This window comes from Streptomyces sp. NPDC048504, assembly GCF_043200035.1.
In the GTDB taxonomy this organism is placed as follows: Bacteria; Actinomycetota; Actinomycetes; order Streptomycetales; family Streptomycetaceae; genus Streptomyces.
This window is the reverse complement of sequence record NZ_JBICXA010000017.1, coordinates 214,098-234,375: the sequence shown is the minus strand read 5'-3', so window position 1 is coordinate 234,375 and position 20,278 is coordinate 214,098. Positions and strand designations below refer to the sequence as shown.

Annotated in this window: 20 protein-coding genes; 6 read left to right on the top strand and 14 right to left on the bottom strand. The window is 70.1% G+C overall.

Annotated features, from left to right (window positions below):
- Window positions 1–180 precede the first annotated feature (180 nt).
- The 10 genes from ACGFY9_RS36235 to ACGFY9_RS36190 all read right to left on the bottom strand — a co-directional run bounded on the left by ACGFY9_RS36235 (window position 181) and on the right by ACGFY9_RS36190 (window position 11,104).
- Complete coding sequence (locus ACGFY9_RS36235; RefSeq protein WP_393761367.1) at window positions 181–807, bottom strand: phosphatase PAP2 family protein; 627 nt, start codon at window positions 805–807, stop codon at window positions 181–183.
- The gene (locus ACGFY9_RS36230; RefSeq protein ID WP_393761365.1) at window positions 800–2,209 is read right to left on the bottom strand and encodes a diacylglycerol/lipid kinase family protein; all 1,410 of its coding nucleotides are present in this window, start codon (window positions 2,207–2,209) and stop codon (window positions 800–802) included. The genes ACGFY9_RS36235 and ACGFY9_RS36230 overlap by 8 nt, the downstream gene beginning before the upstream one ends.
- A 13-nt stretch (window positions 2,210–2,222) precedes the next feature.
- Entirely contained in the window at window positions 2,223–2,654 is a 432-nt protein-coding gene (locus tag ACGFY9_RS36225) for a GNAT family N-acetyltransferase (protein ID WP_393761363.1), read from the bottom strand.
- Window positions 2,655–2,708: 54 nt separating this feature from the next.
- On the bottom strand, window positions 2,709–2,882 hold the full coding sequence (locus tag ACGFY9_RS36220; protein WP_266865392.1) for a hypothetical protein: 174 nt from the start codon (window positions 2,880–2,882) through the stop codon (window positions 2,709–2,711).
- A gap of 166 nt (window positions 2,883–3,048) precedes the next feature.
- Window positions 3,049–3,963: an alpha/beta hydrolase gene (locus tag ACGFY9_RS36215; protein WP_393761361.1), complete on the bottom strand. Its 915-nt coding sequence runs from the start codon at window positions 3,961–3,963 to the stop codon at window positions 3,049–3,051.
- Window positions 3,964–4,008: 45 nt separating this feature from the next.
- Complete coding sequence (locus ACGFY9_RS36210; protein ID WP_393761359.1) at window positions 4,009–4,989, bottom strand: carbohydrate kinase family protein; 981 nt, start codon at window positions 4,987–4,989, stop codon at window positions 4,009–4,011.
- A gap of 18 nt (window positions 4,990–5,007) precedes the next feature.
- A complete protein-coding gene (gene metK, locus ACGFY9_RS36205; protein WP_393761357.1) occupies window positions 5,008–6,261 on the bottom strand; it encodes a methionine adenosyltransferase in 1,254 nt (417 codons plus the stop codon).
- A 56-nt stretch (window positions 6,262–6,317) separates the two neighbouring features.
- Window positions 6,318–8,108, bottom strand: coding sequence for an acetyl/propionyl/methylcrotonyl-CoA carboxylase subunit alpha (locus ACGFY9_RS36200; protein ID WP_393761355.1), 1,791 nt, complete (start codon window positions 8,106–8,108; stop codon window positions 6,318–6,320).
- Between the two features lie 123 nt (window positions 8,109–8,231).
- A complete protein-coding gene (locus tag ACGFY9_RS36195; protein WP_393761353.1) occupies window positions 8,232–9,266 on the bottom strand; it encodes a methyltransferase in 1,035 nt (344 codons plus the stop codon).
- A gap of 362 nt (window positions 9,267–9,628) precedes the next feature.
- A complete protein-coding gene (locus ACGFY9_RS36190) occupies window positions 9,629–11,104 on the bottom strand; it encodes a DHA2 family efflux MFS transporter permease subunit (RefSeq protein WP_393761351.1) in 1,476 nt (491 codons plus the stop codon).
- A gap of 141 nt (window positions 11,105–11,245) precedes the next feature.
- Here ACGFY9_RS36190 and ACGFY9_RS36185 point away from each other — a divergent pair, with 141 nt between their 5' ends.
- The 4 genes from ACGFY9_RS36185 to ACGFY9_RS36170 all read left to right on the top strand — a co-directional run bounded on the left by ACGFY9_RS36185 (window position 11,246) and on the right by ACGFY9_RS36170 (window position 15,013).
- A complete protein-coding gene (locus tag ACGFY9_RS36185; protein WP_393761349.1) occupies window positions 11,246–11,953 on the top strand; it encodes a TetR/AcrR family transcriptional regulator in 708 nt (235 codons plus the stop codon).
- A 154-nt stretch (window positions 11,954–12,107) separates the two neighbouring features.
- Window positions 12,108–13,319, top strand: a complete 1,212-nt coding sequence (locus ACGFY9_RS36180; RefSeq protein ID WP_393761347.1) for a cytochrome P450 — start codon at window positions 12,108–12,110, stop codon at window positions 13,317–13,319.
- 5 nt (window positions 13,320–13,324) lie between these two features.
- Window positions 13,325–13,531: a ferredoxin gene (locus ACGFY9_RS36175; protein WP_393761345.1), complete on the top strand. Its 207-nt coding sequence runs from the start codon at window positions 13,325–13,327 to the stop codon at window positions 13,529–13,531.
- Between the two features lie 273 nt (window positions 13,532–13,804).
- A complete protein-coding gene (locus ACGFY9_RS36170; RefSeq protein ID WP_393761343.1) occupies window positions 13,805–15,013 on the top strand; it encodes an acyltransferase family protein in 1,209 nt (402 codons plus the stop codon).
- 167 nt (window positions 15,014–15,180) lie between these two features.
- Here ACGFY9_RS36170 and ACGFY9_RS36165 read toward each other — a convergent pair whose 3' ends face one another.
- The gene (locus ACGFY9_RS36165; protein WP_393761341.1) at window positions 15,181–16,401 is read right to left on the bottom strand and encodes a cytochrome P450; all 1,221 of its coding nucleotides are present in this window, start codon (window positions 16,399–16,401) and stop codon (window positions 15,181–15,183) included.
- Window positions 16,402–16,575: 174 nt separating this feature from the next.
- Complete coding sequence (locus ACGFY9_RS36160; protein ID WP_393761339.1) at window positions 16,576–17,400, bottom strand: SDR family NAD(P)-dependent oxidoreductase; 825 nt, start codon at window positions 17,398–17,400, stop codon at window positions 16,576–16,578.
- 123 nt (window positions 17,401–17,523) lie between these two features.
- Here ACGFY9_RS36160 and ACGFY9_RS36155 point away from each other — a divergent pair, with 123 nt between their 5' ends.
- The gene (locus ACGFY9_RS36155; protein WP_393761337.1) at window positions 17,524–18,120 is read left to right on the top strand and encodes a TetR family transcriptional regulator; all 597 of its coding nucleotides are present in this window, start codon (window positions 17,524–17,526) and stop codon (window positions 18,118–18,120) included.
- A 148-nt stretch (window positions 18,121–18,268) separates the two neighbouring features.
- Window positions 18,269–18,928 carry a hypothetical protein gene (locus tag ACGFY9_RS36150; RefSeq protein WP_393761335.1) on the top strand — a complete coding sequence of 220 codons (660 nt, stop codon included), beginning with the start codon at window positions 18,269–18,271 and terminating at the stop codon, window positions 18,926–18,928.
- Between the two features lie 56 nt (window positions 18,929–18,984).
- Here ACGFY9_RS36150 and ACGFY9_RS36145 read toward each other — a convergent pair whose 3' ends face one another.
- Both ACGFY9_RS36145 and ACGFY9_RS36140 read right to left on the bottom strand, forming a co-directional pair.
- Window positions 18,985–19,647, bottom strand: a complete 663-nt coding sequence (locus ACGFY9_RS36145; RefSeq protein ID WP_393761333.1) for a hypothetical protein — start codon at window positions 19,645–19,647, stop codon at window positions 18,985–18,987.
- Window positions 19,648–19,659: 12 nt separating this feature from the next.
- Window positions 19,660–20,265, bottom strand: coding sequence for an NADPH-dependent FMN reductase (locus tag ACGFY9_RS36140; RefSeq protein ID WP_393761331.1), 606 nt, complete (start codon window positions 20,263–20,265; stop codon window positions 19,660–19,662).
- Window positions 20,266–20,278 lie beyond the last annotated feature (13 nt).

Sequence of the window (20,278 nt, the reverse complement as noted above, 5' to 3'; positions counted from 1 at the left end):
AATCCCCCTTCCTTCAGGAGGGGGAGGAAGTCAAGACGGTGATCCTCTCCCCCGGCATCCCCCCGGATGGCAAGACTCATCATGGCAGTATTTTTGAACGCGTTCAACTACGGGGTGAGGTGATCCGGGTATCGGGAGATGCCTGCCGTCCGGACGCCCGCACGCCCGGACAACGGGCGATCACCGGGCAGAAGAGCCAAAGGTCAGGCGCACAGCCCTGCCGCCGACCGAGCCGTCCCAGTGTGCGGCCGCCGCCAGGACGGCCGCGGCCGCGCCCGTTCCGAGGACGGCGCCGGCGATGACGTCGCCCGGGTAGTGCACCCCGGTGTGAACGCGCGAGTAGCCCACGGCACAGGCCAGCAGTCCGAGAGGGACCGTGACGGCCGGGAACGCGGGCCCGACCGCCGCGGCGAAGGCGACGGCGGACGCCGTGTGACCGGAGGGGAACGATGCGGACGCCGGCATGGGGACGTGCCGGCCCGGGAACGGCGAGTCCTCGGCGCGGTGCGGGCGTGGCCGCCGTACAAGACGCTTGCCCAGGAGGTTGGCCGTGGTGGACGCGACGCCGATCGCTGCCACGCCGAGCACCGCGGCGCGGCGGGAGCGGCCGGGGCGCAGGGTCAGGGTGGCGGCGATCAGAAGGGAGATCTTGGAGTGATCGGCCGCCGCGGACAGTCGGCGCAGCGCCGCGTCCAGTGCGGGTGTGCTGGTGATCGTCACGGCCTCGTAGAGGGCCTGGTCGAGGCTGGCGAGGTCGCGCAGCAGGCCCTTCGGTACTCGTTGGTGGCGAGTCCGACGGTCAATCATCGCTCTGCTCCTGGTTCTTGTCGCGTGAGGGGGCTGCTCGGTCGTGGCTCTCGCGTGCGTGGGGCGACAGGTCGAAGGCGAGGCGCAGGACGCGGTACCAGTCGACGGTCGGTGCGACGTACGGTGCCCCGGGACGTTCCCGTGGCACGCGGACCCGCAGCACGCCGGGTCGTATGGAGCACACGACGGGCGGAGGCAGGGTGAGTGCCTCACCGTCCACGGCCACCGGGATCGCCTCCTCGTCGGACTCCACGACGACGCTGCGGGACGTCAGGACCGTCATGCCGCTGGCCCGCTCCCCCAACAGCGCCAGTTCGGCGGCCTGTACGGGGCCCCCGACCCGGACCGCGATCACGCCGAGCTCGCCCGTGTCGAGCCGTTCCCGGCGGCCACCGGTCAGGGGGTCGGCCCGTGCGTAGGGGTTGTTGCTGACCAACACCGCCTGCGGGGCCTCCAACCGCTCTTCGTCGGTCCGGGCACTGAGTGCGGCGCCCGCCTCGCCCGCCAGCAGGTCCGGCAACTGGTCGAGCGCGGTGACCGCTTTGGCGTCGCGGTAGTCGGGGTTCTGCACGATGTGCGCGTACGTACCGAACGAGGCGGTGTTGACGAACGGCCGGCCGGCGATGTCTCCGAGGTCGACGCGGAGTTCCACACCGTCCGAGAGCGCGTCCAGGCTGCTCACCGGATCGTCGCGGTCCAGGCCGAGGTCCATGGCGAAGTGGTTGCGGGTGCCGGCCGTCACGACCATGAACGGCAGACCGTGTTCGGCGGCCACTCCCGCCACCAGGGCCTGGGTGCCGTCGCCGCCGGCCACACCGAGCAGGTCGGCTCCTTCGGCCACGGCCTGCCGGGCCAGTGCCACCGGATCCGGATCCGTGTCGAGGTCGAGCAGGATCACTCGCGCGCCCAGTGCCTCGGCCCGCTCCACGAGTCCGTACTGCACGACCTTCCCGCCGCCCGACTTCGGATTCATGATCAGCACGGCCCGGCGGGGCGGGCGCGCCGTGCGGGTGTGCATGCCGTGCGGCTTGCGCAGACGGCGCAGGGCACTGCGCGCGCAGCCGAGCGCGGCCGTCCACGCCGCGAGGGCGACCACCGCGACCGCCCACAGGCCCGACACGGCGTACAGCACCAGGACGCCGACGGGTGCGGTGATCGCCAGCAGGGCACCGAGGAGCCGGGCGAATCCGCGGTGCGCCAACGCCCACCACAGGCCCGCGCCAGCCAGTCCGAGACCCGCCAGGCCCAGCAGCAGGATGAGCCAATGGTTGGTGCCGGCCACGACTGCGGCCACTGCGCCCGCGATGCACAGCAGGGCGAGACGGGCCAGGGCTCGCGCCGAACCGAGACCCTTGTCGGGTCCGTGGCGTTGCGTCTCACGCGTCGTTCCGGTCTCGTTCAATGTCGATTCCCCGTCATGCATGAGGCGGACGGCCGCGATCGCGCGGCGGGTTCTTCGTCTGTCCGTCACACCGGCGATTCATGTCGGTGTCCGTGAAACCTACGCGGTGTGCCCCGCCTCGTCCTCGGCCGGTCGCGGTCGGCGGCTCGTGTGCAAGCCGCGATGCGGATCGCGGGACGGCCCGCTCGCGACGACCGATGAAGCCGGCGTTGGCGATGCGGTCGGCGGGGCCGCCGTAGTTCGGGGTGACGAACGCCGAGCCGACGACGGTTCCGGTCTCGTCCCCGGCGACGTACACGCGCTTCGGCGGGCTCGTCCACAAGGCCCGGGCCGCCTCTTCGGAGGTGTCCCGGGCCCAGGTGTAGGTGTCGCCGGCGGCGACGATCCGGTGCCAGAAAGGCCAGATCCGCGGCCAGTCGTCGGCCGCGGCTTCTCTGATCGGCATGGGCGCGATTTTCGCACGCCCATGCTGTCGGCGATCGCGAAGGGTCCCGCGGGGTCAGTCCACGCTGGGCAGGATGTGGGGCTCGGCGAGGTCGTCCTCGTAGCCCGCGAGTCGGATGGGGGCGGACCGTGCCCACACGGCCAGGCTGCCGAGCTCGTCGGACCGGTGGCCCGCACGCTCCGTGTGTTCCTCGGGGCGTTGCTCGCGATTCGTCTTCTCCGGTGTCACCGCGCACTCCTTATGTGTCGGGTCACCCTCGGGGCACGACCGGCCGTCTCCGGTCCGGTACCTGGCCCGCTCGGGCATGGGTTGAAGGCAGTTCGGACGCGGTGGCGCCGCGATGCCCAAGAGTTCCTCCAAAGAGGCGGGTACGGCGGCGACGGCCCGGGCGGCATCAGGACGCCCTCTCGGGCTGCACGGTGGTCGTCGCTTCGTACCGTGCCAGGCACTCCTCGAAGAATGCGTGAGCCCGCAGATGGTACGAGCGGGCTGCCCAGCCGAGACTCATGTTGTGGCCGGCGTCCGGCTGCCGGTCGACGACCACCCGCGGAGAACGGGAGAAGCCCGCCGCCAACCCGGCCAGAGTCACCTCGTCGTGCCGCCACCATGCCTCGTGCTCGGCGAAGGTCAGCCGCACCGGCACCAGCACACGGGAGGCGACCTCGCGGAACAACTCGGGCCAGCGGGCCACTTCGGCCCGCTCCCGTTCGGGCATGGGCGCCACCATGGAGGCGCTGTTGCGGAAGGTGTTCGGCGGGTAGAGGCGCAGCGGACCCCAGTTCCTCATCCAGTGCCCGTGCCGGGGCGAGCCCGGCAGCTCGTTCCGTGCGACGGCGTACGTGTGGCCGCACCCGGAGATGTCCAGCCCGAGCAGGTTCCCGCCGGCCGGGTCCGCCGCGGCGCTCAGCGCGACCTTGCCGCCGTAGGAGTGCGCCAGCAGGAACAAGCCCGCGCCGGTCTCGTACCGGAACGTGAAGTCGTCCAGCGCGGCGTGCACGGAGTCGGCCTGGTCCGCGAGGGATTGTCCTTCGGGCAGCCGGGTGGCGGAGTGCCGGTAGCCGGGGCGGTCCAGAGCCAGGACGGTGTAGCCCAGGCTCGCGCCCAGCGTCAACAGGGAGAGGTGCGGGTGCGCCTGCCCGTCGAAGTATCCGGCGTTCATGCCGCCGCCGTGCAGGGCCACCACCACAGCGCGCGGAGGACGCTGCTCGGCTTCCAGGAGCAGCGCGGACAGCGTCACTCCGTCGGCGTCCAGGGTGATCGTCCGTACGCCGGGCGAGCGCGGTGCCGGGGCGGCGCCGGAACGGTTCATGGTCGGGCTGCTCCTCGTCGGTGGCGGTCCAGGGGCAGTGCGTGGTTACGGCACGGTCAGGCACGGCTCCACACCACGGGCCGCGTCCCGGCCGTAGGCCCGCTCGATGCTCAGCAGCAGGTCCGCCGCCGCGAACTTGTACTCCTGGGGGCCGACCACGCCGAGCACCGTGGTGGCCAAGGCACAGCCGAGGTACCCGGCCCATTCGTACGGCAGATCCCGGGCGATGCCCGCGAGGAAACCGGCGCGGAAGGCGTCGCCCACCCCGGTGGGGTCGACCGCCGACTCGGTGGCGACGGCGTCGACGTGCAGCCAGGGCTCACCTGCCCGGCCGATGTCCGCGCCCGCGGCACCACCGGTGACGATCCAGACCTCGCACTGCCGCAGCACCTCTTCCTCGCTCCAGCCGGTCCGCTCACGCAGGAGCGCGGCCTCGTACTCATTGGTGAACAGCAGGCGGGCGCCTTCGACCAGCCGGCGGGTCTCGGGTCCGTCGAGCCGAGCGAGCTGCTGGGAGGGGTCGGCGGCGAAGGGGATGCCGAGCCGGCGGCACTCGTCGGTGAAACCCAGCATCGCTTCCGGGTCGTTGGGGCCGACGACGACCAACTCCAGGCTCCCGGCCCGCTCCCGCACGGAAGCCAGGGAGACCTCCTTGGCCTCGGACATCGCCCCGGCGTAGAAGGTGGCGATCTGGTTGTGGTCGAGGTCGGTCGTGCACACGAACCGTGCCGTGTGGAGCCGCTCGCTGACGTGTACGCAGTCGGTGCCGACGCCGTTCTCGCGCAGCCACGCCCCGTACTCGCCGAAATCCTTGCCGACCGAGCCGACGAGCACCGGCGCCAGACCCAGCCGGGCGAGTCCGAGTGCGATGTTCGCGGCCACTCCTCCCCGGCGTATCTCCAGACTGTCCGCGAGGAAGGAGAGGGAGACCCGTTCGAGCCGGTCGGCGATCAGCTGGTCGGCGAACCGTCCTGGGAAGGCCATGAGATGGTCGGTGGCGATCGATCCGGTCACGGCGATACGCACGGCGGAGGACTCCTTCGCTCAGAACTGTCGGGCCGGGAGAAGCGCGCGCTCACCACCTGCGGCGGCCCGCAGGGCGTCCACACGGTCCGTACGCTCCCAGGTGAAGGCGGGCAGCTCGCGGCCGAAGTGTCCGTAGGCGGCGGTCCGGGCGTAGATCGGGCGCAGCAGGTCCAGGTCACGGACGATGGCGGCGGGCCGTAGGTCGAAGACCGCGCCGATCGCCGACTCGATCCGGCCGGCCGGGATCGTCTCCGTGCCGAAGGTCTCGACGAACAGACCGACCGGCGCGGCCTTGCCGATGGCGTACGCGACCTGCACCTCGCAGCGGCGTGCGAGCCCGGCGGCCACCACGTTCTTGGCGACCCAGCGCATCGCGTACGCCGCCGAACGGTCCACCTTGGAGGGGTCCTTGCCGGAGAAGGCACCGCCGCCGTGACGGGCGGAACCGCCGTACGTGTCAATGATGATCTTCCGGCCGGTGAGACCCGCGTCGCCCATTGGGCCGCCGATCTCGAAGCGGCCGGTCGGGTTCACCAGCAGCCGGTAGCCCTCGGTCTCCAGCTTGATGCCCTCCTCGGCCGACTCGCGGAGCACATGGTCCACCACGAACCGGCGGATGTCGGGCAGAAGCAGCCCCTCCAGGCTGATGTCGGCCGCGTGCTGGGAAGAGACCACGACGGTGTCGAGGCGGGCCGGTTTGTCGTCCCGGTACTCGATGGTGACCTGGGTCTTTCCGTCGGGGCGCAGATACGGGACGCTCCCGTTCCTGCGCACCTCGCTCAGCCGGTGCGCGAGCCGGTGGGCCAGATGGATCGGCAGCGGCATCAACTCGGGTGTCTCGTCACAGGCGTAGCCGAACATCAGCCCCTGGTCGCCCGCACCCTGCCGGTCCAGTTCATCAGGCTCCTCGCCCGCCTCGACTCCCGCGACACGCTGCTCGTATGCGGTGTCCACGCCCTGAGCGATGTCCGGCGACTGGGCGCCGATGGAGACGGAGACGCCACAGGTGGCTCCGTCGAACCCCTTCTGCGAGGAGTTGTAGCCGATCTCGAGGATCTTCTCGCGTACGAGGGCGGCGATCGGCACATACGCCTTTGTCGTCACCTCGCCCGCGATGTGCACGTGCCCCGTCGTGATCAGCGTCTCCACGGCGACCCTGGACGAGGCATCCATCCGCAGTAGTGCGTCGAGGATGGTGTCGCTGATCTGGTCGGCGATCTTGTCGGGGTGGCCCTCGGTGACGGACTCAGAGGTGAACAGACGTGTGGTCATGAAGCGTTCCATCTCCGGTTTCTGTCGGTCTTCTCGGCAACAGACGGGGCGGAATGTCAGTCCTTGATCTCGCAGATCGCGGCGCCGGAGGTGATGGACGCGCCGACTTCCGCGCCGAGTCCCTTGATGGTGCCGGACTTGTGCGCGTTCAGCGGCTGTTCCATCTTCATGGCTTCGAGTACGACGATGAGGTCGCCCTCCTTGACCTCCTGGCCCTCCTCGACCGCGACCTTGACGATCGTGCCCTGCATGGGCGAGGCGAGGGTGTCGCCGGAGGCGAGGGTGTCGCCGGAGGCGACGGGGCCGGACTTCTTGGCCGCGCGGCGCTTGGGCTTGGCGCCGGCGGCGAGCCCGGTGCGGGCCAGGGACATGCCGAGGGAGACGGGGAGGGAGACCTCCAGGCGTTTGCCGCCGACCTCGACGACGATCGTCTCGCGGTCGGTGTCCTCGTCCGCCTCGGCGTCCGTGGGCGCCGCGAAGGGTTTGATGTCGTTGACGAACTCGGTCTCGATCCACCGGGTGTGGACCGTGAACGGGTCGGGGCTGCCGGTGAGTTCGGGGGCGAAGGCGGGGTCCTTGACGACCGCGCGGTGGAAGGGGATCGCGGTGGCCATGCCCTCGACGGTGAATTCGTCCAGCGCCCGCGCGGCCCGCTGCAGGGCCTGCTCACGGGTCGCGCCGGTGACGATCAGCTTGGCCAGCAGCGAGTCCCATGCCGGGCCGATCACCGAGCCGGACTCGACACCGGCGTCGAGGCGGACGCCCGGGCCGGACGGGGCCGCGAAGGTGGTGACGGTGCCGGGGGCGGGCAGGAAGCCGCGGCCGGGGTCCTCGCCGTTGATGCGGAACTCGAAGGAATGGCCGCGCAGTTCGGGGTCGCCGTAACCGAGTTCCTCGCCGTCGGCGATGCGGAACATCTCACGCACCAGGTCGATGCCGGCGACCTCCTCGGTGACCGGGTGTTCGACCTGGAGGCGGGTGTTGACCTCCAGGAAGGAGATCGTGCCGTCCTGGCCGACGAGGAACTCGACGGTCCCGGCGCCGACATAGCCGGCCTCCTTGAGGATCGCCTTGGAGGAGGCGTACAGCTCGGCGACCTGCGCGTCGGAGAGGAACGGTGCGGGCGCCTCCTCGACCAGCTTCTGGTGGCGGCGCTGAAGGGAGCAGTCGCGGGTGGAGACGACGACCACGTTGCCGTGGGAGTCGGCCAGGCACTGGGTCTCCACGTGGCGGGGTTTGTCGAGGTAGCGCTCGACGAAGCACTCGCCGCGGCCGAAGGCGGCAACCGCCTCGCGCACCGCGGAGTCGTAGAGCTCGGGGACCTCTTCGAGGGTGCGGGCGACCTTCAGACCGCGGCCGCCGCCGCCAAAGGCGGCCTTGATCGCGATGGGCAGGCCGTGCTGCTCGGCGAACGCGACGACCTCGTCCGAACCGGACACCGGGTCCGGCGTACCGGCGACGAGGGGGGCGCCGGCGCGCTGGGCGATGTGCCGGGCGGCGACCTTGTCACCGAGGTCCCGGATCGCCTGCGGCGGCGGGCCGATCCAGATCAGGCCCGCGTCGAGGACCGCCTGCGCGAACTCCGCGTTCTCGGACAGGAATCCGTAGCCGGGGTGGATGGCGTCGGCACCGGACTCGCGGGCTGCGGTCAGGACTTTGCCGATGTCCAGGTAGCTGCTTGCGGGTGTGTCACCGCCCAGGGCGAATGCCTCATCCGCGGCGCGGACATGCAGAGCGTCCCGGTCCGGGTCGGCGTATACGGCCACGCTCGCGATCCCGGCGTCCCGGCAGGCCCGGGCTACGCGGACAGCGATTTCGCCACGATTGGCGATGAGCACCTTGCGCACGTGTGGCCTTCCTGTCCTCTCACGGACGGTGTGATCGTGACGCTCCACGGCTGCGGCTCGCACACCGGCAGCGACCCGGTCGGCCCGCCGCCGAGAGCCGCCGACCGGGCGTGGCCGGATCGGTCAGCGATCCTTGTGGCCGACGATCAGGACGTCGTCGCGGGAGTCCGTGAGCCCGACCGTCTCGGGCCGGAATCCGGCGTCCCGCAACCATCCGTAGCAGTCCTCGACGGAGTATTCATGGCCTCCGGCGGACCAGACGAGCATGCTGAGGCTCGCCATGACGGCAAAGAGCGGAGGTGTCTCGTCGCTGACCATGGGGTCGTAGATGATCACCGCACCGCCGGGCCGGACGGCCGTGTACGCGCTCTTCAGCAGTTTGATCCGCCCCTCCGTGCCCCAGTTGTGCAGGATGTGACCGAAGATCAGCACATCAGCCTCGGGCAGCGGGTCCGTGAAGAAGTCACCGCCGTGGAAGGTGATCGGCTTCGCGGGGGCGAGCTTCTCGACGTGCTGTGCGAAAGCGCGCTCCAGGGGCGGCAGGTCGAAGACTCCCGCCTCCAGGTGGGGGTGCGCGGTCACCAGGTGGTGGGCGAGGTTGCCGCGGGCGCCGCCGATGTCGACGAAAGAGGCGTACGAGCTCCAGTCGAGTCCGCCGACCCGCGCGGCGATGGGCGTGTTGAACATGTCCATGCTGTCGAGGAAGGAGTCGGTCGCCTCCTGGTCCGCGTACAGCGAGTGGTACGGATTTCCCTCGGTGGCGGCGGTGTTGTGCGGCTGTCCGGTGCGCAGCGACTCACCGAGTCCGGCCCAGGCGGGATTCAGTTCACGCTCGCAGAACTGCAAGTAGCCACCGATGAATTCGGGGCGGCCGCGGACCAGGAAGCGCTCGGCGGCGGGTGAGTTGCGATAGGTGCCCTCGTGGAGTTCGAGCAGGCCGAGGCCGACGAGCGCCAGGAAGAAGTCTCCCGCGCCCGGCATGCGGAATCCGAGGCGCTCGCTCAACTCCGCGGCGGTGGCCGGGGTGCCCGACAGCTGGGTGAAGAGTTCGGAGTCGGCGGCGGTGAGCAGGATCTTCGTCTGCCAGTAGCCGGACAGAATGCCCATCACCTGTCCCACATTGGGCTCTGCGGGCGCCTGCGGGGCTTGAGATTCCATGTGCCCAGTTCCTCCTGAGAAGGGAAATGCGGCGGGACGGGCAGTTCGGTCTTCGCGCGTCCTTTCCACTATTTTCCGTAGCGCGCATGAGGGAGCCAAGGGCCACTGCTCAAGGATTCATTGAAGAACCATCAAATCCCGCACAGGAATGCGCGGGGAATGTCAGGAATCCGTCAAGGCCGTCGACGGGGACCGTACTGACGCCCGCCCATCGCCTCCGGACATGCGTCACCCCTGCGTCGGGGACGGGGGAAGGACCCGACGCAGGGGCTGTTTTGAGGAGGCGCGGTCCGGATCCATACCAGACCGGGGCCCCGGGTCGATCCGGTCGGCATCGTGTGCTGGGTGCGACCGGGCCGACGTCAGGACGATGCGGGGGCGTCGACGGACTGCTGGCCGGGCACGCCCTGCGGTTCCTCCCCGGCCGGGGAGGCCGCGGGTGGCACGTCGGCGCGACCCGGCAGGAACAGGGTGGCGACGAGGAGGACACCGAGCGTGCCGATCGCGAACCAGTAGACGCCGTGGATGCCCTTCAGGAAGTCGCCGTCGCCGACGGTCTTCAGAATGACCGTGACGAGGGCGATACCGATGGCCGCGCCCAGCTGGTTGAGCATGTACAGCACCGAACTGCCCTGTGGAACCAGGTGCATGGGCAGCGTGCGGTACAGGGAGCCCATGGTCGGGGCCCCCACGAAGCCGAGACCCATGCCCATCACCAGGGCGGCGAGCGACGGCCAGACCTCGTTGGCGGTCGGGGAGACACGGGCGAGGAGCAGTCCGCCGAGGGCCGCCACGACCGCGCCCGCCTGGGCCAGGAACCGGCTGCCGATCTTGTCACTGAGCGTGCCCGCCAGCGGCATGGCAAGGGCGGCGCCCAGGCCCACCGGTGTCACCAGCAGACCGGCGGCGAGCGTGCCGTGGCCACGGATCTGCTGGTAGTAGAGCGGCAGGGCGAAGAGGCTCGCGAAGGTCGCCAGACCGCTCAAGGTCATGACGGTGACGCTCGCCGTGAAGCTGGTGTTCTTGAACAGCCGCAGATCGATCAGCGGGGGGATGCGGCGCACGCCGAGGGCGTGGATCGCGTATCCGATCAGCACGACCACGCCGAGGATCAGCGGGAGCAGTACCTGCCAGACGGCGAAAGCGGTGCGGTCGGCGCTCTGCGACATGGCGAGGACCAGCGCCGCGAAGCCCGGGCCGAGCAGGGCCAGGCCCAGAACGTCGAGCCGCACCTGCGATTCCGCCGTCCCGCGCGGCGGATCGGACGGCACGACCCGCACCGCGAGCACCAGGGCGACCAGCCCGACAGGCACGCTGAGCAGGAACATCCAGCGCCAGGACATTCCCTGCAGAATGGCGCCGCCCGCGACCGGGCCGAGCACCGGCCCGAGCGACAGGACGACACCCATCAGGCCCATCACGCGGCCGGCCCTCGATGGGCCCGCGCCGCGGGCGAGCAGCACCAGGACCAGCGGGTCCAGGATGCCGGCGGCCAGTCCCTGGACCACGCGGAAACCGATCAGGCTGCCCGCGTTCCACGCCGTTGCCGACAGCAGCGATCCGAGCAGGAACACGGTGAGCCCGATGATCCACATGCGCTTGCTGCCGAACCGGTCGACCGCCCACGAGGTGAACGGGATCGTCGCGGTGACGGCCAGCAGGAAGCCCGTGGAAGCCCAGCCGATCGTGGTGATGGAGGTGCCGAACTCTTTGCTCAAGGGATCGATCGCGACGGCCACCATCGTGCTGTTGAGGATGCCGAGCATCCCGCCCAGCAGGACCACGGCGATCAGCCGCACGAGTGCGGGTTCCAGTCGGTCATCCCGAACTTGCGTCATCGCTTCTCCGGTTGAAGATCTCAGCGTCTAATTGAACCTACGAGTTCAATCTAGTGATCCCCTAGGGCCTTCGCAACCCACTGGTACGCATAGTTGAACCCATGGGTATAGCTAAACGGGCCGTCGAGGTACGATGCGGTCGTGACCGAAGCGAGCACTTCAGCGGCGTCCGGGCGCAGGGCATCCCGGGGACGCATCGACAAACGGCAGGCGATCCTGGAAGCCGCCTTCACCGTGTTCGCGCGCGAGGGGTATGCGAACGCGTGCGTGAAGGTGATTGCGGCCGAGGCGGGCGTCGCCAAGCCGACCGTCTACAACCACCTCAGCGACAAGGCGAACCTCTTCCGCCATGCCATCGAGGCGGCTTCCGACACCGCGATGGCCCAGAACCTGGCGGTCGTCGGACGGCTCGCCACCCCGGGGGACGATCTGCGGGCGGCACTCGAAGACGTCGGCGACCGTCTGCTCCTGTGCTATTCGAGCGACGAGTCCTGGGCGCTGCGGCGGCTCATCTACGCGGAGTCCGCCCGCTTCCCCGACCTCCTCGACGTCGTCAGGGGCGGCGGACCGACCAACCGGGTCACCGAGGCGCTGGCCGACCGGCTGGCGCGCCTCGCCCTGGACGGCCGGCTGCGGCTGAGCGACCCCGCTCAGGCTGCGGAGCAGTACATCGCGCTGCTCACCGGCCCGATGGAGGAGCGGTCCCGCTTCGGCACCGAGCAGGTCCCCGCCGACGAGCAGCGCCGACTGGTCCGGGCCGCGGTCCACACCTTCCTGCAGGCGTTCGGCACAGGGGCCGCGGACTCCGCCGGTTCAGCGAATGCGCAGGGAATCGTCAAAGGTTCATGAAACCAACAAGGCACTGTCAACTCCGTTGACCTAGGCCCGAGTTGCCCGGATAGCGTCACCAGTCGTCCGCACCCGGGCGGGGTTCTTCCGCCCCGCCCGCGGACGATGCGCCTGTGTCACACAGCCCGCGGTACCGCCATGTCCGGGAGGACCTATGTCTTTCACCGACTCCCCAGCTCCCGCCTTTCCGTTCAGCACCACCGGATGCCCGATGGACCCGCCCGCGCTCGCCACCGAACTGCGCGAGGAACGGCCGGTCACCCGCGTCACGCTCTGGGACGGCAGCCGTCCGTGGCTGGTGACCCGGCACGCCGACATCCGGCAGGCGCTGCGCGACCCGCGCCTCAGCTCCGACGTCCGGCGCCACGGCTTTCCCTTTCTGTCCGCCGCGCAGAGCGAGGCCATCGGCGAGGCCCTGATCACCTTCATCCGCATGGACCCGCCCGAGCACACCGCGCAACGCCGCATGCTCACACAGGAGTTCATCGTCAAGCGCATGGAGAGCATGCGCTCCGAGATCGACACCACGGTCGACGCCCTGCTCGACCGGATGATGGCGGGCGGTGCACCGGCCGACCTGATGGAGGCCTTCGCCCTGCCCCTGCCGTCGCTCGTCATCTGCCGGATGCTCGGTGTGCCGTACGAGGACCACGCCTACTTCCAGACGCGCAGCCAGCTGGTGCAGGACACGACCGCCGCGCCGGAGGAAGTGAACACCGCGCTCGGCGAACTGGCCGTCTATCTCGACCGGTTGGCCGGCGAGAAGGCCTCGGAACCGGTCGACGACCTGATCAGCCGGCTCGTGGTCGAGCAGGAGATCCCCGGGCACCTCACCCGCCACGAGGTGGCAGGCATGGCCCTGAACCTGCTCATCGCCGGCCACGAGACCACGGCCAACCAGATCGCGTTGAGCGTGCTCGCGCTGCAACGCCACCCCGAGCAGTGGGCGAAGCTGTGCGAGCACCCGGACCTGGTACCGGCCGCCGTGGAGGAACTGCTGCGGCACCAGAGCATCGTGCCGACCGGTCTGCAGCGCGTCGCCGGCGAGGACCTGGAGATCGGGGGCACGGCGATCCGGGCGGGCGAGGGCGTGCTGCTGCAGATCGGCGCCGCCAACCGCGACCCGCGCGCCTTCACAGACCCCGACCGACTCGACGTCGAACGCAACGCGCACCGCCATATGGCCTTCGGCTTCGGCGTCCACCAGTGCCTGGGGCAGCCCCTCGCCCGGATCGAACTGCAGTCCGCGCTGACCGCGCTGGTGCGCCGGCTGCCCGGGCTGCGGATCGCCAAGCCGCTGGAGGAGCTTGACTTCCGGCACGGCGGGAACATCTACGGCCTGTTCAGCCTGCCGGTGGAGTGGTGAGGTCCATGGATCTGGAGCTGACCACGGACCCCGAGAAGTGCTGCAGCTCCGGACAGTGCGCGGCCGCCCTGCCCGAGATCTTCGACCAGGACGACAAGGACGGCAGGGTGGTCCTGCTCGTGACGCGCCCGCCGGCCGAACTCGCCGACGCCGTCCACGAGGCCGCCGACTGCTGTCCGGCAGGAGCCATCACCGTACGAGAAGGGCGCTGACCGCCGTACGGACAGAGCACCGACCGGCCCCTCACTGCAAAGCGACTGTCAATTCCACAGAGCCGTGTGAAATGCCGTCACACGGCCCTACAAGAAATCCCGGCCGGGCTTCCCCCGGCTCCGGGGACCGGTCTACGTTCCCCGTGCCGAGAATTCTTACGACGCAGGGCGCCGTGACACGGCCCAGGACTTCGGAGTGTGCCGATGGCGGAAACAACAAGCGAGCGGGAAATACCCGGGCAGCGCAGGGCCCGGCTTCCCACACTCACCGGAATGCGCGGAATCGCCGCACTCCTCGTATTCTTCTTCCACATCTCGACTTCGGGACTGTTCCGCAGTGCGGAAATGAATCACGACGTCCAGTTCGTGTTCGGCCCGGCTGGCGACCTGGGTGTCTCGTTCTTCTTCGTCCTGAGTGGTTTCGTACTCACCTGGTCGGCCCGGCCGAATGACACGAACCGCATGTTCTGGCGCCGGCGGTTCGCCAAGATCCTTCCGAACCACTTCGTCACCTGGGGCCTGGTCCTGGTGCTCATGCTGGCCACCGGAATCGCTCCCTCCCCCTTCGAGACCGTGCCCAACGTGCACAGCGCGGACGGTTTCCTGCCCAGCGTCGCAAGCTTCTTCCTGGTGCAGTCGTGGATACCGGACGTGCGCTACTGCGTGGCGGGAAATCCCGTGAGCTGGTCCCTGGCCTGCGAGTTGATGTTCTATGTGTGCTTCCCCTGGCTCCTGAGCGCCCTGTCCAGGATCCGTCCGGAACGGCTGTGGTACTGGGCGCTCGGCACGGTCGCGGTGATCGTCGCCGTGCCCGCGGTCGTCGGGGTCGTCGTACCCCACGGTCCCGCGCTGCCCCGGGACCCGACTGTCTCGGCCTGGCACCACTTCGCCATCTCGTTCTTCCCTCCGGTGCGGGCCCTGGAATTCGTGCTGGGCATCCTGATGGCGCTGATCGTGCTGTCGGGCCGCTGGATCCCCGTCGGGGTGCTCCCGGCGACAGCCCTCCTCGTCGCCGCCTATGTCATCGCGCTCTACGCGCCCCTGGAGTACGCCCTCGTCGCGATCACGGTACTGCCGCTGGCCCTGCTCGTCCCGGCCGTCGCGACCCAGGACGCGCGAGGTCCACGGAACTCGCCGGGACGACGGGCCATGGTCTGGCTCGGCGACGTCTCCTTCGCCCTCTACATGGTCCACATCAGTGTGATCGCGTACGGCCATGAACTGATCGGCGGACGCGGGCGCACCTGGTCGCTCCCCGCCGGCTTCGCCATCATGGCCGCCTTCTGCCTGGTAGCGCTGTTCCTGGCCTGGCTGCTCTGCACAGCCGTGGAGATGCCCGCCATGCGCCGGTTCGGCACCACGCCCCGGCCCGCGCCCGCGCTCACATCCGTGCCGTCCGGTGCTTCCGGCGCGTCGGCGCCCCAGCCGGAGCCGAACGGGGAAACGGGCGCGCCACCCCCCTCCTCCGTACTGCCCGGCTGACCTACGCACCACTTCACCGGCGAGTGGACCGGTCCCGGCGGCGTGAGGGCCGCCGGGACCGGCGGTGCGACGCGACGCTCGACGGAGAGCTTGTCACCGTGCCGACCGCTGGAGAGCTGTCCGAATCGGCCGGACCCCGGTGTGGCCGGGGCCCGACGTGCACGGGTCTACCAGGCGATGGGCAGCTTCCGTACGCTGCGGACGGCCCGGTTCGGCGTCCACTCCACCTCGTCGGAGGGGACGGCGAGGCGCAGGCCGGGCAGGCGTCGTACGAGCGTGTCGAGGACGACCTGGAGTTCCAGCCGGGCCAGCGGGGCGCCCAGGCAGTGGTGCGGGCCGTGACCGAACGTCAGGTGGGGGACGCTCTCCCGGGCGAAGTCGAGTTCGTCGGGACGGTCGAAGACCCTCTCGTCGCGGTTGGCCGAGGCGTTCTGGGCCACGACGGCCTCCCCGGCCCGGACGGTCCGCCCGCCGATCTCCACGTCCTCGGTGGCCAGGCGGGTGAAGCCGAGCCCGCCGACGCTCGCCTCCAGCGGGGTCAGCCGCAACAACTCCTCCACCGCGGTGGCCACCAGCTCCGGATCGGCGGCCAGTTGCTCCCAGCGCTCGCGCCGGCTGAGCAGCGTGTAGACGAAGTTGCCGATCTCCGCGGCGGTCGTCTCCTGGCCGGCGATCAGCACATTGACGCCGAAGGTGACGAGTTCCTCCTCGCTGAGCCTGTCCCCCTCGTCCCGGGCGGCGACCAGTGCACCGAGAAGGTCGTCCGCCGGCTCGGCCCTGCGCTCGGCGATCATCGCTCGCAGATAGGCGCGCAGGGCGTCGTCCGCCGCCTTGATGACCTGCGGATCGGCGGCCGAGAGGGCCACCGACTGCTCGGTCCAGCGGCGGAAGCGGTCGTGGTCGTCCACGGGAATCCCGAGGACGTCGCTGATCACGGTGAGCGGCAGGGGCCAGGCGAGCCCGGCGACCAGGTCCGCGGGAGCCCCGCTCCGGACCATGCGGTCGACCAGCCCGTCCACGACCCCTTGGACGTTCGGCCTCAGCTCCTTGACCCGGCGGGCCGTGAACGCCTTGGCCACCAGGCGGCGCAGCCGGCTGTGCTCCGGCGGGTCCAGGCTGACCAGGGAGGCGTTCTGCTGGTCGGGCAGCGGCAGGGTCCGCGGTATGTCGCGGCCGGCCGCGGCGGCGCGGCTGAACCGGGGGTCGGCAAGCACGGTCTTGACGTCCTCGTGGCGGGTGACCAGCCAGGCGTCGCCGCCGTACGGCATGGTCACCCTGGCCAGGGGTTCGTCCCGGCGCAGCAGGGCGTACCCGGGGTCCAGGTCGAGTCCTTCGGCGGCGAAGTCGGTGTGCCGGTAGGGGCAGGCGCTGGGGAACCGATCGGTCATGTCGGGTCAGCCTCCTTGTGATCGCCCGGAGGTGCGGGCGGGGCGTGAGGCCCGGGCTGCGGGCCGCGGGGGGGGTCGGCCGTGCGGCCGTGGAGAGGGGGCTCCACGGGGATCACGGGCGGCCCCGTCCCTGACACTGGAGACCGGGACGGGGCGGCCGGACCACGAACCGGGTCAGCGGGCCAGCAGTTCCTCGGTGACGGTGGCGAGGCGTGCCGCGGCGTCCTTGTCGAACAGCGCCGGGTGGTCGACCCTGATCCGCTCGCCCTCCACATAGGCGCTCAACGGCTCGACGGGCGGCGCGTCGATGACGGCGTCGATGGGCGCGACGGCCTGCGCCACGGGCTTGCCCATCCGCTTCAGGGCGTCGACGTGCGCCTTGGTCATGGCGTCGTACTGTCCGGCGATGCTGGTCGCGGTGCTGCCCGGGTTGATGAGCACGTAGCGCGTGCGGCCGGTGTGCTCGGCTGCGTAGGCGACACCGAGCAGGTCATTGGCGGTGCCCGCCTGCATCTGGGCGCCGACGCCGTTGTAGCCGCGCTCCGACTGGAGGTCCTGCCAGCGGATGCCGGGCTTCTGGATGCCCGGGCCGGCGACGTTCACGATGACCGGGGCCTCGGACTTCTCCAGCGTCTCGGTCAGTCCGTGGCTGAGGAGGTAGCGGCTGAGGTATTCCAGCGCGAACGTGTTCTCGTAGCCGTCGGCGGTCTGGAAGCGGTCCGAGCGGAAGAACCGTGCGCACAGCACCAGCGCGTCGACGACCGGGAACGAGGCCTTGATCTCGTCCAAGACCCTCCGGTTCTCGGCGACCAGGCTCAGATCCGCAGCGATGAAGAAGGCCCGGTCACCTGCGCCGCGCTCCTCGGCGGCTGCCAGTAATCCCTTGCCCTTCTCCTCGCTGCGGCCGATCACGACGACCTTGTCTCCACGTTCCAGACGCGTGAGGGCCAGGCCCCGTCCGATCCCGTCGTTCCCGCCTGTGATCACAACCGTCTTCATCAAGAAGCTCCTCGAACCTCGCCGCACGGCAGACATGCCGACTAAGTCACCAACGGATGACTTGGTTCAAGCTAGGCGCCCTCCATTACGATGTCAACGACGGCTGACTTCAGGGAGACACCGGTGACTCAGACCCCAAAGCGCAAGCGGGACCGCACGGCCACCAGAGCCGCGCTGCTGGCTGCGGCCCGGGCCCGATTCACCCTTCTGGGCTACGACGCGACCGGTGTGCGGGACATCGCCAGCGACGCGGGCGTGGACCCGAAGCTGATCTTCCGTTACTTCGGTTCCAAGGAGCGGCTGTTCGAAGAGGCCTCGCGACTGGTCGAGGAGCAGTCGGACACCGACGCCGAAGACAGCCCGGCCTATCTGCCGACCCGCCTCCTGCACGCGACCATGCGGCAGGACGAGGACGGGACGGCGGGCGGACACCCGCTCACCGCGCTCCTGTTGTCGTCGAGCCGCCAGGAATGCCGCGAGCAGCTCAACTCGCAGCTGTACGACACCTACGTGCGCAATTTCGAGGAACTCGTCGACCTGCCCGACCGTGAATTGCGTGCCGAGCTGCTCACCGCCTGGCTGCTCGGTATCAACGTGGCGCGCTCCATCGCCCACACCCCGGCGCTCTCCGACGCCTGCGTCAACGACATCACGCCCTATTTCGAGCAGGTCGCCGCCCTGCTGCTCGGCACACCTCCATCGGGAGAGAATTCGCGTTGAATTGACGTTCCTTGAAAAGTCTTTGCAGAGATGGCGGCCCACTGACATTAATTTGTCGACATCCTGGACCGACCCCCGGCCGAATTCACTCCCGTGCGGCGGAGAATGGAATGAGCAGTGCCGTGTCCCACGCCTTGAGGAGTTGTGGATGTCCAGCACGCCCGACACGCTTCCCCGTATCAGCCGCCCCGACGTCGACGCCGTACTCGTCGGCGTGCTGAACTCCGGCGGCGGCGAAGATCAGGAGGCCGTCGCCGACGCCGTCGTGTCGCACTGGCGGTCCGCGGAGTGGCCTGAGGGGCTCGTCTCCGTCAACTGCTTCACCAGCACGCAGAACGGCCAGGTGCTGACCTACGAGCAGTGGGCCTCCGAGGAGACGCTCCAGAAGTCCCTGCTGGACGGGAGCGGATTCCGCGCCACGCCGGCCGGGTCCGGCGGCCCGGTGCCGTACCGGCTGTACCAGGTCGTCCGCGGGACCGCCGTGAGCGACCCCCCGCCGCCCGCCCGGAGTTTCCCGGTCGCGGCGTTTCCCATGGAGAGCCACGAGGCGGCCCGGCAGTGGATCGACGATCTGCTGAAGGCCGAGGAGGCCGCCGCGGGCGCGGACCGTGCCTACCCCGGAGCGATCGCGGCGAACATCCACATCGCCCTCGACGGCAAGAGCGTCCTGATCTTCTCGGAGTGGCTCTCGGAGGAGCAGGCGATCACGCACATGCAGATCGTGACGAAGGCGATGCTCATGGACGTCGGCAACAGCGAGGACGACCTGGGGTCCCTCTACCGCCACCACACGACCCTGACGAGCTGACACAGTTCGAGGGGGCCGCCCGGCAGCTACCGGGCGCCCCCCTCGAACTGTGTCCGTCAGACGCCGATGCTCCGGTGGAGGTGGTAGCGCTTGAAGCCGATGGGCCGTACGCCGGGGGTGTCGTCGCTGACGCGGCGGGTCGTGACGTGCGTCGCGCCCGCCAGGAAGGCGATGTGCGCCTCGTCGGTCGTCCACTCCGCGTAGTTGAGCACGCGGGTGCCGTCCTTGCTGGCGTGGAAGTTGGCCGAGAGCATCCCCGGATTCCGTCGGCCGGCCGGGTCCTGGACGGCGCCTGCGATGGACTCGACGATCCGCTCCTGGCGGTCCGGGCCGTCCACGTCGAACATGGCCACGATCACGCAACCCGGTTTCCGCGGCGCGGAGTCGAGCACCACGCTGCGGTGCGGCCGGTACTCGACGGCCTCGGCCCGGGCCACCCCGCCGAGCGTGTCCAGCATCCTCCGGTAGGCGCCCGGTTCACCGCACTGCGTGTACGTCAGCACGGTGTCGTCGTCGGTGCTGAGGAAGCAGTTGAAGGACAGCACACCCGGGGGCCACGGAGTGGCGCTCCACTGCCCGACGAGGTCCTGGAGGTCGGCCAGCCCGCGCGCGCGGTTCGGGACGTACCAGTGACTGACGAAGACGGCCGCCACGTCCGGGCGCCGTAGGTCCGGCATGTCGAGCCCGGCCTGACGGGCCGTCCGGGTCCGCTGAGTCATCGCGCCCCTCCCTCAGCGCTCGTAGGGGCGTTCGGCGCGCGCGTCGCGCAAGGTGTGCCCCCACCAGACGAGGCGGTCCAGCATCACCTTCGCCGCGCCCGCGGCATCCTCGGCGTCCTTGGGCCTGCCGTCGCCGTCGAACCGTTCCCAGGCATTGTGGAAGCTGACGGACTCGCGCACGGTCACCGCGTGCAGCTCGGCGAAGACCTGCCGGAGCTGCTCCACGGCACGCAGCCCGCCGCCCATCCCCCCGTACGAGACGAACCCGACCGGCTTGGCCGCCCACTCGTCGAAGAACCAGTCAATGGTGTTCTTCAGCGCGGCGGGGCAGGCGTGGTTGTACTCGGGGGTCACCACGGCGAAGGCGTCCGCGGCGGCGAGACGCCCGGCCACGGCGTCACGGATCTCCGCGACCCCGGCCGGCGGCCGCGCCCCGGGTTCGGGCATCACCAGGGGCAGCGGATGGTCCAGTACGTCCAGGACGTCCACGCCCACGTCGGCGTGGGCCCGCGCCTGCTGGGCGAACCAGTCGGCCACCGTCGGCCCGAACCGCCCGTCGCGGACGCTGCCGACGATGACGAGCAGCGATATGGGGCGCCCGGTCATGCGCTCGGTCATGGCAGAACCTTTC